Source organism: Streptomyces sp. 6N223 (assembly GCF_052246635.1).
GTDB lineage: Bacteria > Actinomycetota > Actinomycetes > Streptomycetales > Streptomycetaceae > Streptomyces.
Genome location: NZ_JBQQCA010000016.1, coordinates 61,350 through 76,292 on the forward strand (window position 1 = coordinate 61,350; position 14,943 = coordinate 76,292).

At 74.1% G+C, this 14,943-nt stretch carries 15 protein-coding genes and 1 pseudogene; 15 read left to right on the forward strand and 1 reads right to left on the reverse strand.

Features of this window, described 5'->3' with window-relative positions:
• Positions 1-24: 24 nt before the first annotated feature.
• From ACTWQH_RS12910 to ACTWQH_RS12980, 15 genes and pseudogenes are all read left to right on the forward strand, one after another.
• The gene (locus ACTWQH_RS12910; RefSeq protein ID WP_443286608.1) at positions 25-2,601 is read left to right on the forward strand and encodes a [protein-PII] uridylyltransferase; all 2,577 of its coding nucleotides are present in this window, start codon (positions 25-27) and stop codon (positions 2,599-2,601) included.
• 161 nt (positions 2,602-2,762) lie between these two features.
• Positions 2,763-4,304, forward strand: coding sequence for a signal recognition particle protein (ffh, locus tag ACTWQH_RS12915; RefSeq protein WP_443286609.1), 1,542 nt, complete (start codon positions 2,763-2,765; stop codon positions 4,302-4,304).
• A 57-nt stretch (positions 4,305-4,361) separates the two neighbouring features.
• Positions 4,362-5,777, forward strand: a complete 1,416-nt coding sequence (gene proS / locus ACTWQH_RS12920) for a proline--tRNA ligase (protein WP_443286610.1) — start codon at positions 4,362-4,364, stop codon at positions 5,775-5,777.
• Between the two features lie 190 nt (positions 5,778-5,967).
• Positions 5,968-6,561, forward strand: coding sequence for a hypothetical protein (locus ACTWQH_RS12925; RefSeq protein WP_443286611.1), 594 nt, complete (start codon positions 5,968-5,970; stop codon positions 6,559-6,561).
• A 229-nt stretch (positions 6,562-6,790) separates the two neighbouring features.
• A complete protein-coding gene (rpsP, locus tag ACTWQH_RS12930) occupies positions 6,791-7,270 on the forward strand; it encodes a 30S ribosomal protein S16 (protein WP_443286612.1) in 480 nt (159 codons plus the stop codon).
• Positions 7,271-7,273: 3 nt separating this feature from the next.
• Positions 7,274-7,513 (forward strand): RNA-binding protein, encoded by a 240-nt coding sequence (locus ACTWQH_RS12935; RefSeq protein ID WP_443286613.1) that lies wholly within the window; start codon positions 7,274-7,276, stop codon positions 7,511-7,513.
• A 120-nt stretch (positions 7,514-7,633) separates the two neighbouring features.
• Positions 7,634-8,161 (forward strand): ribosome maturation factor RimM, encoded by a 528-nt coding sequence (gene rimM, locus ACTWQH_RS12940; protein ID WP_443286614.1) that lies wholly within the window; start codon positions 7,634-7,636, stop codon positions 8,159-8,161.
• A 25-nt stretch (positions 8,162-8,186) separates the two neighbouring features.
• Positions 8,187-9,017, forward strand: coding sequence for a tRNA (guanosine(37)-N1)-methyltransferase TrmD (gene trmD / locus ACTWQH_RS12945; protein WP_443286615.1), 831 nt, complete (start codon positions 8,187-8,189; stop codon positions 9,015-9,017).
• Between the two features lie 149 nt (positions 9,018-9,166).
• Positions 9,167-9,514, forward strand: a complete 348-nt coding sequence (gene rplS / locus ACTWQH_RS12950; RefSeq protein WP_443286616.1) for a 50S ribosomal protein L19 — start codon at positions 9,167-9,169, stop codon at positions 9,512-9,514.
• Between the two features lie 34 nt (positions 9,515-9,548).
• Positions 9,549-10,298 carry a signal peptidase I gene (gene lepB, locus ACTWQH_RS12955; RefSeq protein ID WP_443286617.1) on the forward strand — a complete coding sequence of 250 codons (750 nt, stop codon included), beginning with the start codon at positions 9,549-9,551 and terminating at the stop codon, positions 10,296-10,298.
• Positions 10,291-11,520, forward strand: a complete 1,230-nt coding sequence (lepB, locus tag ACTWQH_RS12960; RefSeq protein WP_443286618.1) for a signal peptidase I — start codon at positions 10,291-10,293, stop codon at positions 11,518-11,520. The genes lepB (ACTWQH_RS12955) and lepB (ACTWQH_RS12960) overlap by 8 nt, the downstream gene beginning before the upstream one ends.
• Positions 11,420-12,364 (forward strand): signal peptidase I, encoded by a 945-nt coding sequence (gene lepB / locus ACTWQH_RS12965; RefSeq protein WP_443286619.1) that lies wholly within the window; start codon positions 11,420-11,422, stop codon positions 12,362-12,364. The genes lepB (ACTWQH_RS12960) and lepB (ACTWQH_RS12965) overlap by 101 nt, the downstream gene beginning before the upstream one ends.
• 35 nt (positions 12,365-12,399) lie before the next feature.
• On the forward strand, positions 12,400-13,152 hold the full coding sequence (lepB, locus tag ACTWQH_RS12970) for a signal peptidase I (protein ID WP_443286620.1): 753 nt from the start codon (positions 12,400-12,402) through the stop codon (positions 13,150-13,152).
• 28 nt (positions 13,153-13,180) lie between these two features.
• Complete coding sequence (locus ACTWQH_RS12975; RefSeq protein WP_443286621.1) at positions 13,181-13,513, forward strand: DUF2469 domain-containing protein; 333 nt, start codon at positions 13,181-13,183, stop codon at positions 13,511-13,513.
• A 122-nt stretch (positions 13,514-13,635) separates the two neighbouring features.
• Positions 13,636-14,100: pseudogene (locus ACTWQH_RS12980) on the forward strand (peptidoglycan DD-metalloendopeptidase family protein); the annotation flags it as partial.
• Between the two features lie 84 nt (positions 14,101-14,184).
• Here the strand turns inward: ACTWQH_RS12980 and ACTWQH_RS12985 are convergent.
• Positions 14,185-14,823 carry a TetR/AcrR family transcriptional regulator gene (locus tag ACTWQH_RS12985; protein ID WP_443286622.1) on the reverse strand — a complete coding sequence of 213 codons (639 nt, stop codon included), beginning with the start codon at positions 14,821-14,823 and terminating at the stop codon, positions 14,185-14,187.
• Between the last annotated feature and the right edge of the window lie 120 nt (positions 14,824-14,943).

The following is a 14,943-nucleotide window of genomic DNA, read 5'->3' on the forward strand; positions in this document are numbered from 1 at the left end:
GAAACACCAGGAGTTGGGGACCGCATGACGGCGGAGACGACACCGACCCCCGGCGAGCAGACGGGACCCAGCGGCAGTTACGCGGCGGCCCGGCTGCGCCTGCTGACCCAGCCGGACGACGGCGACGGTCAGCGGGCGCGGACCGGGCCGCCGCGCCGTGCCGAGCTCGCCCGGCTCACCGACGGCTGGCTGGCCGGGCTGCTCGGCGACGGGCAGCGCCCCACCCGCGTCGCCCTCGTCGCCGTCGGCGGCTACGGACGCGGCGAACTCTCCCCCCGCAGCGACCTCGACGTGCTGCTGCTCCACGACGGCGGCGCCCCCGACGAGGAGATCGCCGCCCTCGCCAACCGCCTGTGGTACCCCGTGTGGGACCTCGGCATCGCCCTCGACCACTCCGTGCGCACCCTCGAGCAGGCGCACGCCACCGCCGCCGAGGACCTCAAGGTCCACCTCGGCCTGCTGGACGCCCGGCACATCGCCGGCGACGCCGCCCTCACCGCCGAGCTGCGCACCGCCCTGCTCGCCCAGTGGCGCGCCCAGGCCCCCGCCCGCCTGCCGCAGCTGCACGAGCTGGGCCGCGAACGCGCCCGCCGCCAGGGAGAGCTGCCCTTCCTCCTCGAACCCGACCTCAAGGAGGCCCGCGGCGGCCTCCGCGACGCCACCGCGCTGCGCGCCGTCGCCGCCTCCTGGGTCGCCGACGCCCCACGCCAGGGCCTGGAGGCCGCCCGCAACGACCTCCTCGACGTGCGCGACGCCCTCCACCTGGCCACCGGGCGCGCCACCGACCGCCTCGCCCTCGAGGACCAGGACCAGGTCGCCGCGGCCCTGGGGCTGCTCGACGCCGACGCCCTGCTGCGCCACGTCTACGAGGCCGCCCGCACCATCAGCTACGCCTCCGACGTCACCTGGCGCGAGGTCGGCCGCGTGCTGCGCGCCCGCTCCGCCCGCAGCCGCCTCCGGGGGCTCCTCGGCTCCCGGGGCACCCGCGGCAGCCGCAGCGTCCGCCGCGTCCCCGAGCAGGAGCGCACCCCGCTCGCCGAGGGCGTCGTCGAGCAGGAGGGCGAGGTGGTGCTCGCCCGCTCCGCCCGCCCCGACCGCGACCCGGTGCTGCCACTGCGCGCCGCCGCCGCGGCCGCCCAGGCCGGGCTGCCGCTCGCGCTGCCGGCCGTGCACGCCCTGGCCGCCGCCGACAACCCGCTGCCCGTGCCCTGGCCCGCCGAGGCCCGCGAGCAGTTCCTCACCCTGCTCGGCGCCGGGCGCGACACGGTCCCCGTCTGGGAGGCGCTGGAGGCGGCCGGGCTCATCACCCGCCTGCTGCCGGACTGGGAGCGCGTCCGCTGCCGCCCGCAGCGCAACCCCGTCCACCGCTGGACCGTCGACCGGCACCTGGTGGAGACCGCCGTGCGCGCCTCCGCCCTCACCCGCCGCGTCGGCCGCCCCGACCTGCTGCTCGTCGCCGCGCTGCTGCACGACATCGGCAAGGGCTGGCCCGGCGACCACAGCGTGGCGGGGGAGACCATCGCCCGCGACATGGCCGCCCGCATCGGCTTCGGCCCGGCCGACACCGAGGTGCTGGCCACCCTCGTACGCCACCACCTGCTGCTGGTCGAGACCGCGACCCGGCGCGACCTGGAGGACCCCGCCACCGTCAAGCACGTCGCCGAGGCCGTCGGCAGCGCCGGCACCCTGGAGCTGCTGCACGCCCTGACCGAGGCCGACGCCCTGGCCACCGGGCCCGCCGCCTGGTCGTCCTGGCGCGCCTCGCTCGTCGCCGACCTGGTCACGCGCGTCGCGGCCATGCTCGGCGACGGCGGCGAGCCCCCGGACGCCGCCGCCGCGCAGCCCACCGTCGCCGCCGAACGGCTCGCCATCGAGGCGTTCCGCACCCAGGCCGCGGTGCTCACCCTGCACACCCGGCCCGCCGACGCCGCCGCGCCCGCGGAGGGAGCGGGCGGGCCCGAGGAGGACTGGGACGACCACGACCCCCACGGCCACGCCGCCGAGCCCGAGCCCGTCGGCGTCGAGCTGGTCGTCGCCCTGCCCGAGCGGCCCGGCGTGCTTCCCGCCATGGCCGGCGTGCTCGCCCTGCACCGCCTCACCGTCCGCTCCGCCGAGCTGCGCAGCGTCGACCCGGCCGGCCAGGGCCCGGTGCTGCTGCTGGACTGGCGGGTCGCCGCGCAGTACGGCTCCCTGCCCCAGGCCGAGCTGCTGCGCGCCGACCTGGTGCGCGCCCTCGACGGCTCGCTCGACATCGGCGCCCGCCTCGCCGAGCGCGAGGCCGCCTACCGCCGCCCCCGCCGCAGGCCGCGCGACGCCCCGCCGCCGCGGGTCACCGTCGCTCCCCTCGGCTCCCAGCTCGCCACGGTCATCGAGGTCCGCGCCCAGGACGCTCCCGGGCTGCTCTACCGCATCGGCCACGCCCTGGAGGACGCGGGCGTCATGGTGCGCAGCGCCCACGTCAGCACCCTGGGCGCCAACGCCGTCGACGCCTTCTACGTCACCGGCCCGGAGGGTGCCCCGCTCCCGGCGAAGGAGGCCGCGGACCTCACACGACGGCTGGAGCGGACGCTGGCGAACGGGACCGCCGCGACCGCGGACTGATCCCCGGGACGCGCGGGCGTAGGCTTAAGTACCCTGGACTGACTTGCGCGCGGAGTGCGCGGAAGGCCAGAGGTCAAGCGCCGGGCCCAGGGCCTGGCTGCGCCTAGCACGCCGATACCACTTGCGCGCGGAGCGCGTGGCACAGGAGGCATTTCAGCGCCGTGTTCGACACCCTCTCCGATCGCCTTGCGAACACATTCCGTAACCTCCGCGGCAAGGGCCGCCTCAGCGAGGCCGACATCGACGCCACGGCGCGCGAGATCCGCGTCGCGCTGCTGGAGGCGGACGTGGCGCTGCCGGTCGTCCGCTCCTTCATCAAGCAGATCAAGGAGCGCGCCCAGGGCGCAGAGGTGTCGCGCGCCCTCAACCCCGCCCAGCAGGTCATCAAGATCGTCAACGAGGAGCTGGTCGGCATCCTCGGCGGCGAGACCCGTCGGCTGCGCTTCGCGAAGACGCCCCCGACCGTCATCCTCCTCGCCGGCCTCCAGGGCGCCGGCAAGACCACCCTCGCCGGCAAGCTGGGCCGCTGGCTGGCCTCCCAGGGCCACACGCCGCTGCTCGTCGCCTGCGACCTGCAGCGCCCCAACGCCGTCAACCAGCTCTCCGTCGTGGCCGAGCGGGCTGGCGTCGCCGTCTTCGCCCCCGAGCCGGGCAACGGCGTGGGCGACCCGGTCAAGGTGGCCGAGGACTCCCTCACCCACGCCCGCGACAAGCAGCACGACGTCGTCATCGTCGACACCGCCGGACGCCTCGGCATCGACGAGGAGATGATGCGGCAGGCCGCCGACATCCGGGACGCCGTCAGCCCCGACGAGGTGCTCTTCGTCGTGGACGCCATGATCGGACAGGACGCGGTCAGCACCGCCGAGGCGTTCCGCGACGGCGTCGGCTTCGACGGCGTCGTCCTCGCCAAGCTCGACGGCGACGCCCGCGGCGGCGCCGCGCTGTCGATCGCGCACGTCACCGGCCGGCAGATCATGTTCGCCTCCAACGGCGAGAAGCTGGAGGACTTCGACGCCTTCCACCCCGACCGGATGGCGTCCCGCATCCTCGGCATGGGCGACATGCTCACCCTCATCGAGCAGGCCGAGCGGACCTTCAGCCAGCAGGAGGCCGAGCAGCTCGCCAGCAAGCTCGCCAAGGGGCCCAAGGAGTTCACCCTCGACGACTTCCTGGCGCAGATGGAGCAGGTCCGCAAGATGGGCTCCATCTCCAAGCTGCTGAGCATGATGCCCGGCATGGGCCAGATCCGGGAGCAGATCAACAACCTCGACGAGCGCGAGGTGGACCGCACCGCCGCCATCATCAAGTCGATGACCCCGGGCGAGCGCACCGACCCCAAGATCATCAACGGCTCCCGCCGCGCCCGCATCGCCCGCGGCTCCGGCGTCGAGGTCTCGGCCGTGAAGAACCTGGTCGAGCGCTTCTTCGAGGCCCGCAAGATGATGTCGAAGATGGCCCAGGGCGGCGGCATGCCCGCCATGCCGGGCGTCCCGGGCATGCCCGGCATGGGCGGCGGCGGTGTCCGGCGCAAGGGCGGCAAGCAGAAGAAGGGCAAGGGCGCCCGCAGGTCGGGCAACCCCATGAAGCGCCAGGCCGAGGAGCGGGCCGCCGCGCTGCGCCGGAGCGGCGAGGACGGCCAGATCGACCCCTCGGACTTCGAACTGCCCCCCGAGTTCAAGGACATGCTGCCGCCGCAGTAGCCCGATCACGACAATCCGATTCACGCTCGGGGCCCTCGGAGCCGTACCATGCCCGCCATGGCTAAGGCATCCGTACTCACCCCCCAGGCGGAGGACTTCCCCCGCTGGTACCAGGACGTGATCAACAAGGCCGAGCTGGCCGACAACGGCCCGGTGCGCGGCACCATGGTCATCCGACCGTACGGGTACGGGCTCTGGGAGCGGATGCAGCAGGAGATGGACGCCCGCATCAAGGCCGCGGGCGCCCGCAACGCCTACTTCCCGCTGCTGCTGCCGCAGTCGCACATGGCGAAGGAGGCCGAGCACGTCGAGGGCTTCGCCCCCGAGCTGGCGGTGGTCACCCACGGCGGCGGCAAGCAGCTGGAGGAGCCGGCCGTGATCCGGCCCACCTCCGAGATGATCATCAACGAGTACTTCGCGAAGTGGGTGCAGAGCTACCGCGACCTGCCGCTGCTGATCAACCAGTGGGCCAACGTCGTCCGCTGGGAGATGCGCACCCGCGCGTTCCTGCGCACCTCCGAGTTCCTCTGGCAGGAGGGCCACACCGCCCACGCCACGCGCGAGGATGCCCGCGACTACGCCGCCCTCATCCACCGCGAGGTCTACGGCGACTTCATGATCAACTTCCTCGCCATGGACGTGGTGCTGGGCCGCAAGACCGCCGCCGAGCGCTTCGCCGGCGCCATCAACACCCTCACCCTGGAGGGCATGATGCGCGACGGCAAGGCGCTGCAGATGGGCACCAGCCACGAGCTCGGACAGAACTTCGCCCGCGCCTTCGACACCCGCTTCCTGTCGCGCGACGGCAGCCGCGAGCTGGTCTGGCAGACCTCCTGGGGCACCTCCACGCGCATGGTCGGCGGCCTCATCATGTCCCACGGCGACGACAACGGGCTGCGCGTCCCGCCCCGGCTGGCGCCCGTGCAGGCCGTGGTGCTGGCCGTGAAGGACGACCCCGCCGTGCTGGAGACCGTGCGGCAGGTCGCCGCCGCGCTGACCGAGGCCGGCGTGCGATGTGAGATCGACGACCACGGCGACGTGCCCTTCGGCCGCCGCGCCGTGGACTGGGAGCTCAAGGGCGTCCCGGTCCGCGTCGAGATCGGCCCGCGCGACGTGGCGAACGGCTCCGCCATGCTGGCGCGCCGCATCCCCGGCGGCAAGGAGCCCGTCGCGCTCGACGCGCTGCCGAAGCTCCTGCCGGGGCTGCTGGAGGAGGACCAGGCCCTGCTGCTGCGCCAGTCCCGCGAGCGCCGCGAGGCGAGCACCGCGGACGTGCGCACCGTCGAGGAGGCGGTCGAGGCCGCCGCCGCGGGCGGCTGGGCCCGCATCCCGTGGGCGCTGCTCGGGCCCGAGGGCGAGGCCCGGCTGGCCGAGGACGCCGTGTCCGTGCGCTGCCTGGTGGCCGAGGACGGCTCGGTGCCGGAGTCGGAAGACGCCCCCGGCACGGTGGCCGTCGTGGGCCGAGCCTACTAAGCTTCACTCAGCCCACCCGGGCTCTTCACCTACCCCCCACACCCCCCACGCGCCGGGCCGAGGCGTTCCTCGGCGTCCCCGGCGTTCGCGGGTTTCCCGGCGTTCCCCGGGCAAACTGACTGGTAGGTGCAAATTCGCGGACTTGACCCGGAATCGGAACACCCGGGGGGAGTTGCTCGTTAGGTACGACGTGAGCACGACACCACCAGTTCTCGCCGCCGAGCTGGCACTCGCGTGGGCCGACATTCAACGGCACCACCCCGAGCTGCCGGACCTGGCCGCGCCGGAATCCTTGATCGGGGAGTCCTCGTCCGCCTGTGGCGCGGAGCTCTCCTTCGAGCGGCTGCTGCACGAGGCCGTGCACGGCATCGCCGCCGCCCGCGGGGTGCGGGACACCTCCCGCGCCGGGCGTTACCACAACCGCCGCTTCCTCGCGATCGCCGAGGAGCTGGGCCTCGACCACGCCGAGGATCCGCACCCCAGCAGCGGCTTCTCGCTGGTCACGATGAACGGCGAGACCCGCCGCCGGTACCGCGCCACCGCCGAGCGGCTCCAGCGAGCCGTACGGGCACATCTGGCGGCGACCTCCACCGACACCAAACGCAGCTTCCGGGGGCCGGCCGCCCGTCACGGCTCCTCGGGCGGGGGCGTCCGCGTCAAGGCCGTCTGCGAGTGCGGCCGGAACGTGCGGGTCGTCCCCTCGGTCCTGGAACAGGCGCCGATCGTCTGCGGCGCCTGCAAGAAGCCCTTCCGCATCGCCGAGAGCCTGGTGGTGGCCTCCTGAGCGCGGCGGGCCCGAGTCCGGGCCGCGCCCGGCGGCGTCCGGGCGTCCCGCGGGCCCGGCCGCGTGGTCCGGGGCGATCACGCCGTGTGGCACAATGGACCGCTGAACTCGCCGGTCGCACAGGACCCCTCTCTCCTCCGGCCAGCGCGTCCATCGGGCCCCCGGCGCCGCACTCCCCACGCGGCAGCTCGCTGCGGTCCACCCGTCAACACCAGGAGACACCACAGCAGTGGCAGTCAAGATCAAGCTGAAGCGGCTGGGCAAGATCCGGTCGCCGCACTATCGCATCGTCGTCGCCGACGCCCGGACCCGCCGGGACGGCCGGGCCATCGAGGAGATCGGGCTGTACCACCCGGTGCAGAACCCCTCGCGCATCGAGGTCGACTCCGAGCGCGTGCAGCACTGGCTCACCGTGGGCGCGCAGCCCACGGAGCCGGTCAAGGCCATCCTCCAGGTCACCGGCGACTGGCAGAAGTTCAAGGGACTGCCCGCGCCGCCGCCGATGAAGGTCGCCGAGGCCCGCCCCGACAGGCGCGCCGTCTTCGAGGCCGCGGCCAAGGAGTCGGGTGGCGAGCCGAAGGGCGAGGCCATCACGCCCAAGGCGAAGAAGTCGCAGAAGGCCGACAAGTCCGAGAAGGGCGAGAAGGCGGAGAAGTCCGGCGAGAAGAAGGCCGACGCCGAGGCCGCGTCCGAACCGTCCGAGGGCTAACGGATGCTGGAAGAGGCCCTGGAGCACCTGGTCAAGGGCATCGTCGACCACCCCGACGAGGTGCAGGTCGCTTCGCGCACCCTGCGCCGGGGGCGGGTGCTGGAGGTCCGGGTCCACCCCGACGACCTCGGCAAGGTGATCGGCCGCAACGGCCGCACCGCCCGCTCGCTGCGCACGGTCGTGAGCGCGCTCGGCGGCAAGGGAGTCCGCGTCGACCTCGTCGACGCGGACGAGGTCCGCTGACGACCGCCACGAACCGCTGAGGATCCTCACGGACCCTGACACGCACCGGTGCCGGGGGCGGCGCCCGCCCCCGGCACCCGGAGCACCGCACACACGAAGGCACAAGGGCACGGAAGCACAGTGCAACTCGTCGTCGCGCGCATCGGCCGCGCCCACGGCATCCGGGGCGAGGTCTCGGTGGAGGTGCGCACGGACGAGCCCGGGCTGCGGCTGTCGCCCGGCGCCGTGCTCGCCACCGACCCGCCCGAGGCCGGCCCGCTGACCATCGAGGCCGCGAGGGAGCACAGCGGGCGGCTGCTGCTCCGCTTCGCCGGCGTAGCCGACCGCACCGCCGCCGAGGCGTTGCGCAACATCCTGCTCCTCGCCGAGGTGGACCCGGGGGTACGCCCCGAGGACCCCGAGGAGTTCTACGACCACCAGCTGCTCGGCCTGCGCGTGGTCACCACCGACGGCACCCCCGTCGGCGAGATCGGCGACATCGCGCACCTGCCGGGGCAGGACCTGCTCATCGTGGCCCGCCCGGACGGCGGGGAGGCGATGATCCCGTTCGTCAGCGAGTTCGTCCCCGCGGTCGAGCCCGCCGCGGGCCGCGTCGTCGTCTCGCCGCCTCCCGGGCTGCTCGACGAGGGCGGGGCGGCCGGCCCGTGAGGCGGCCCACGAGGACGGCCGTCCCATGAGGATCGACGTCATCACGATCTTCCCCGAGTACCTGGCGCCGCTGGACGTCTCGCTCGTCGGCAAGGCACGCGCCCGCGGCCGGCTCGACGTGCGCCTCCACGACCTGCGGGAATGGACGCACGACCGGCACCACACCGTCGACGACACCCCCTACGGCGGCGGCCCCGGCATGGTGATGAAGCCCGAGCCGTGGGGCGAGGCGCTGGACGCGGTGCTCGCCTCCGGCGGCCCCGGCGGCCCCGGCTCGCCCGGCGAGCCGCTGATCGTGGTCCCCACCCCGAGCGGCACGCCCTTCACCCAGGCCATCGCCGAGGAGCTCTCGGCCCGGCCCTGGCTGGTCTTCACGCCCGCCCGGTATGAGGGCATCGACCGCCGCGTCATCGACGAGTACGCCGAACGCCACGAGCTGCGCGAGCTCTCCATCGGCGACTACGTGCTCGCCGGCGGCGAGGCCCCGGTGCTGGTCATGGTCGAGGCCGTGGCCCGCCTGCTGCCCGGCGTGCTCGGCAACGCCGACTCCCACCGCGACGACTCCTTCGCCCCCGGCGCCATGGCCGGCCTGCTGGAGGGCCCGGTCTACACCAAGCCGCCGCGCTGGCGTGGCCGGGAGGTGCCGGAGGTGCTGGTCAGCGGCCACCACGGCCGGATCGCCCGCTGGCGGCGGGACGAGGCGCTGCGCCGCACCAGCACCGCGCGGCCCGAGCTGATCGAGGGCTGCGACCCGGCGGCGTTCGACCGCCAGGACCGGCGGACGCTGGAGGAACTCGGCTGGCGGCTGGGCGCCGACGGCCGATTTGGGCGCGGCTCCCCCAACGTGGAAGAATAGGCGGTCGGCCCGCGCCCGGCGCGCGCCCCTGCCACAGGGGGAGCGCAGCCCGCCGGGGCGCCGCGGCCGGGGCCCACGGGTCCGCAACCACTCACCGTCACTTCGTTTCCGCTGATGACCTGTGGCATCAGCGAAGAGAGCAGCAGGCCATGAACCTCCTCGACAGCGTCGACGCCGCCTCCCTGCGCCAGGACGTCCCGGCGTTCCGTCCCGGGGACACCGTCAACGTCCACGTGCGCGTGATCGAGGGCAACCGCTCCCGCGTGCAGCAGTTCAAGGGCGTCGTCATCCGTCGCCAGGGCTCCGGGATCCGCGAGAGCTTCACCGTCCGTAAGGTCAGCTTCGGCGTCGGTGTGGAGCGCACCTTCCCGGTGCACACCCCGGTCGTGGAGAAGATCGAGGTCGTCACCCGCGGCGCCGTCCGCCGCGCCAAGCTCTACTACCTGCGCAACCTCCGCGGCAAGGCCGCCAAGATCAAGGAGCGGCGCGAGAGCTGAGGGTGACGGGGCACCCGCCGGTTACCATCACCGCGTGACCGCTTCCGACTCCCCGGCCGAACCTCCGTCCGAGCCACCGGCCGACCCCCCGTTCGACGCACACGAGCCCGAACGCGGCCACCCCGCCGACTCCGCCAAGGGTCCGTGGTGGCGGTCGCGTTCGGCGCGTCGATGGCTGACCGGTGTGGCGGCCGCCGTGGTCCTCGCCATGCTGACGAGCGCGTTCGTCGTCCAGCCGTTCCTCATCCCGAGCGGCTCCATGGAGGGCACCCTGCGGGTCGGCGACCGGGTGCTGGTCAACAAGCTGGCGTACCGATTCGGCGGCGAGGTGGGGCGCGGCGACGTCATCGTCTTCGACGGGGCCGGCTCCTTCGCGGCCGAGCGGTCCGATTCCGGGTTCCTGACCGGCCTGTTGCGCACCGCGGGCGCCGCCGTCGGCCTCACGCAGTCGTCGGAGACCGACTACGTCAAGCGCGTCATCGGCATCGGCGGAGACCGCGTGAGCTGCTGCGACAGCCAGGGGCGGATCGAGGTCAACGGCGAGCCGCTGGACGAGCGGTACCTGTATCCGGGGGACATGCCTTCGAACGTCAGGTTTGATATCGAGGTGCCTGAGGGACGGTTGTGGGTGATGGGTGACCACCGTTCCGACTCGGCGGACTCCCGGGAGTACCTCGGCTCCCCGGGAGGCGGCACCGTCCCCGAGGACCAGGTCATCGGTCGCGTCGAGTGGATCGGCTGGCCCCCCAGCCGCTGGAGCTCCGTGCGGTCGGACCATGGGTGAGCGAGGACGCCCCCGTCGCGGACGCCGCGGCGGCGAGGGCCAGGCACATCGACACGCGGCGCCCAGGGACCAGCCGCGGGCGCCCGAGGAGCGCGAGCCCGTGCCGCCGCTGCGCGGACCGGGCGAGGGCCGGGCGGACCGGCGGCGGGCCGCCAAGCGCATCAAGCGCCGGCGGCGGCTGCGCGCCACCCGGGAGATCCCGATACTCATAGGCGTCGCGCTGCTGATCGCCCTGGTGCTGAAGACCTTCCTGGTCCAGGCGTTCGTCATCCCCTCCGGGTCGATGGAGGAAACGATTCGCATCGACGACCGGGTGCTGGTGGACAAGCTGACGCCCTGGTTCGGGTGGGAGCCGCAGCGCGGCGACGTGGTCGTCTTCAACGACCCGGGCGGCTGGCTGGAGCAGGACCCGCAGGCCGACACGGGCGGCGAGGACCCGGTGGTGATCAAGCAGGTCAAGGACTTCCTCACCTGGATCGGGCTGCTGCCGAGCGAGGACGACGACCTGATCAAGCGGGTCATCGGCGTCGGCGGGGACACGGTGGCCTGCTGCGACAGGCAGGGCCGCGTCACGGTGAACGGCGCCCCGCTGGACGAGCCCTACCTCTTCCCCGGCAACCCGCCCTCGCAGATCGAGTTCGAGGTGAAGGTCCCGGAGGGGCGGATCTTCGTGATGGGTGACCACCGGTCGAACTCCGCCGACTCCCGGTACCACCTCCAGGATCCGGGCCACGGCACGGTGCCGGTCGACCGGGTGGTCGGCCGGGCCGTGGTGATCGCCTGGCCGTTCGGGCACTGGCAACGACTGGACGGGGAGGAGACCTTCTCGGCGGTGCCCGATCCCTCGTCCGAGTCGCTCGACGCGCAGGGCGTCACCGGGCGGACTCAAACAGGGAACGAAATTGGGCGACTCCCGACTCCTGCGGAACTCCCGCTCGTTATGGGAGTGGTGAGCCTGTTGCGGATCCCCGGCAGGCAAGAGCGCAGCGTGAGGAGTGGTTGTGGGGGATGTAGCGGTCGGTGCACGGTCCGGCGCGGAGGAACCGGAGGGACGTCCGGTCCCGCCGCCGGCTGGCGGAGCGTCCGACGGGAGACCCCCCGGTGCGGCCGGCAATGGCCGGGTGGGCGGTGCCGGGGCCGTCCCCGGCTACGGGCTGCCCGGCGCCTCGTCGGGAGGCGCCGACGCCGGCGCCGACAACGGCGCGGGTGGCGCGGGCGGTGAGGGCGGTGACCAGGGGGCGGCCGGGCCCGAGGGGCCCCGGGAGGGGAAGAAGGCCGGAAAGCAGCGCTCCTTCTGGAAGGAGCTGCCGATCCTGATCGGCATCGCCATCGTGCTGGCGCTGCTGATCAAGACCTTCCTCGTGCAGGCGTTCTCCATCCCCTCGGACTCCATGCGGGACACGCTGCAGCGCGGCGACCGGGTGCTGGTGGACAAGCTCACGCCGTGGTTCGGCGCCGATCCGGAGCGCGGCGACGTCGTCGTCTTCCACGACCCGGGCGGCTGGCTGGGGGAGGCCCCGACGGACGACGGCGGCTTCGGCGCGGCCGTGCAGGACGTGCTCAGCTTCATCGGGCTGATGCCCTCGGCCGAGGACCAGGACCTGATCAAGCGGGTCATCGCGGTCGGCGGGGACACGGTGGAGTGCGAGGAGGGCGGCCCGGTGACGGTCAACGGGGTCGCGCTGGACGAGAGCTCGTATCTCAAGCCCGGCAGCACGCCGTGCGGCGACCGGCCCTTCGGGCCCATCACCGTGCCGGAGGACCGGCTGTGGGTGATGGGCGACAACCGGCAGGACTCGCTCGACTCGCGCTACCACCAGAACCTGAAGGGCAACGGCACGGTCTCTGTGGACGACGTGGTGGGGCGGGCCATCGTCGTGGCGTGGCCGGTGACGCGGTGGTCCACGCTGCCGGCCCCGGACGCGTTCGGGCGGGTCGACAGCGCCGCCGCTGCCGCCGTGGCGCCGATGGCGCTGGGGCTCGTCGGCGCGGTCCCGCTGGTGCTGTGGCGTCGGCGCAGGCTGATGGACGAGGGCGAGGTGACGCCGGGTAGGGTCACCTCCTGACCGTCACACCGCAGAGGGAGGGCAGGGAGGGGACCATGAGCGGCTCGCCGCGCCGTGAGGCCGGGACGCGACGGGGAAGGGCGCTGGCCGGGGCGGCGTTGGCCGTGGGGCTGGTGCTCTTCCTCGGCGGTTTCGCGCTGGGCGCCGTCCTGTACCAGCCGTACGCCGTGCCCACCGACTCCATGGCCCCGTCCGTCTCGGCCGGGGACCGGGTGCTGGCGGAGCGGATCGACGGGGAGGAGGTGCGGCGCGGCGACGTCGTGGTCTTCCGCGACGAGCTCTGGGGCAACGCGCCGATGGTCAAGCGGGTCGTCGGCATCGGTGGCGACAGCGTCGTCTGCTGCACCGACGAGGGCCTGCTGACGGTGAACGGCGAGCCCATCGAGGAGCCGTACCTGGACGAGGAGTCGCGCCGCTCTCCCACGGAGTTCTCCGCCGACGTGCCGGAGGGGGAGCTGTTCCTCATCGGCGACCACCGTCTGGACTCGCTGGACTCGCGGTCGATGCTGACCGACTCCGACCCGGGCACGGTGCCGCGCGACGCGGTCACGGCGCGGGTCGAGGCGACGGTGTGGCCGCTGGGCCGGTTCGGACCGCTGGCCGGGGCCGGAGGCTTCGACGCGCTGCCCGGGGGAACCTCGGGGTCGGGGCCGCTGGTGCCGCTGTTCTTCGCGACCGCGGGCGGGGCGCTGCTGATCATCGGCGGCGCGCTCCACGGGCCGGTGGCCCGCCGCCGTGCCACCCGGCGGACGCCGCAGCGTGCTGGCGTCGCGGGTGACGCACAATGAGGGAAGCACGGCTGAAGGGGATCACGCCATGAGCGCCGAGGACCTCGAAAAGTACGAGACCGAGATGGAGCTGAAGCTCTACCGGGAGTACCGGGATGTCGTCGGGCTGTTCACGTATGTGATCGAGACCGAACGGCGCTTCTACCTCACCAACGACTACGAGATGCAGGTGCACTCGGTGCAAGGCGAGGTGTTCTTCGAGGTCACGATGGCCGACGCCTGGGTGTGGGACATGTACCGCCCGGCGCGTTTCGTCAAGCGGGTGCGGGTCCTGACGTTCAAGGACGTGAATATCGAGGAGCTCAACCGCAGCGAGCTGGACCTGCCGGAGGACTCCGGCTTCGGCGGCCGCGGCGGCTGAGCCCCGGCCGGGCCGTCTTCACCCGGACGTGTGGCGGCGTTGTCCACATCGCCCGGGTCATCCACAGATTCCGCGCGCGGCCCGAAAGGGCGGCCGACGCGGGGCAGGCTGGGGGCATGGCGATGCTCTCGGTGTTCTCGGCGGTGCTCTCCGCGATCGTGGTGCTCACGTCCGCGCCCGTGGCCGGGCCGCCGCCCGCGGTGACCCGGCTCCCGGTGTCGGTGGGGGATGCGGGGCCTGACCCCGGGGGCGGCCCGCCCGGCGGGCGGGCCTGGCCCGTGCCGGGCTCCGACGGCGGGGCCCGGCCGCTGGTGGCCCGGCTGTGGGAGCCGCCGCCGAGCCCCTGGGCGGCGGGGCACCGGGGCGTCGACCTGGCCACCGCGCCCCGGGCGCCGGTGCGCGCGGCCGCCGCGGGCCGCGTGGTCTTCGCCGGGCCGGTCGCGGGCCGGGGCGTGGTCAGCATCGAGCTGGACGGCACCGGGTCGCCGCCGCTGCGCATCACCTACGAGCCGGTGCGGCCCGCCGTGGCCGAAGGCGACCGGATGGCGGCGGGGGAGGTGGTCGGCGAGCTCGCGCCCGGCCCGTTCCACTGCCCGGGTCCGTGCCTCCACTGGGGCCTGCTGCGCGGCGAGCGCTACCGCGATCCGCTGTCCCTGCTCCCCGCCCGCCTGCTACGCCGTGGGCCCTCCCGGCTGCTGCCGGTCGACGGCGTGCCCGTCCCCGGCGACGGCGGTGGCTCCTGGGCCGGCGACACCGTGGAGGGCGAGCCGGACGGCCGCGTCGACGACGCCGTCGGCGGGCCCGTCGGCACTGCGGACGGCGGCGTCCACGACGCCCTGGAGCAGCAGGGCCGTCACGCGCGGCTCGGCGTGTCCGAGCTCCCGCAGCACCCCGACGACCAGCTCCATCAGCTCGGTGTGGGCCGCCCGGATCCGCTCCCTGGCCGTCTCGCTCAGCTCGCCGGCCGAGATCGCCACGACGGCGCGGTGGTGCCGGTCGGCCGCCAGCGTCAGCTGCTGGCGCACATACGCCTCGATCCGCGCCGCCGGCGTCCGCGGGGCCGCCATCGCGGCCTCGACCTCGGCCGCCCACCGCGGGAAGTCGACGGCGCACAGCTCCTCGACCACGGCGGCCCGGGAGCCGAAGTACTCGTAGACCGAGGACCGCGCCAGACCGGTGCGTTCGGCGAGGGCCGGGAAGGTCAGGGCCGCCACCCCGCCCTCGGCCAGCAGGGACCGGGCGGCATCGAGCAGGGCGGCGCGCTGCATTCTGCGGTGCTCGGCCACGGAGGCCGCCTGGATCCTCGGCACGCCCACACTGTAAGGGCTGGCCCCAGGGCCTGTCCGGCGGCTCTTCCCGGGCCCGCGACGCCGGCTGCGGCCACACGCGGCGTTGCCGGAATTGCCCACATACCCCCCGGCCTTGGCGGC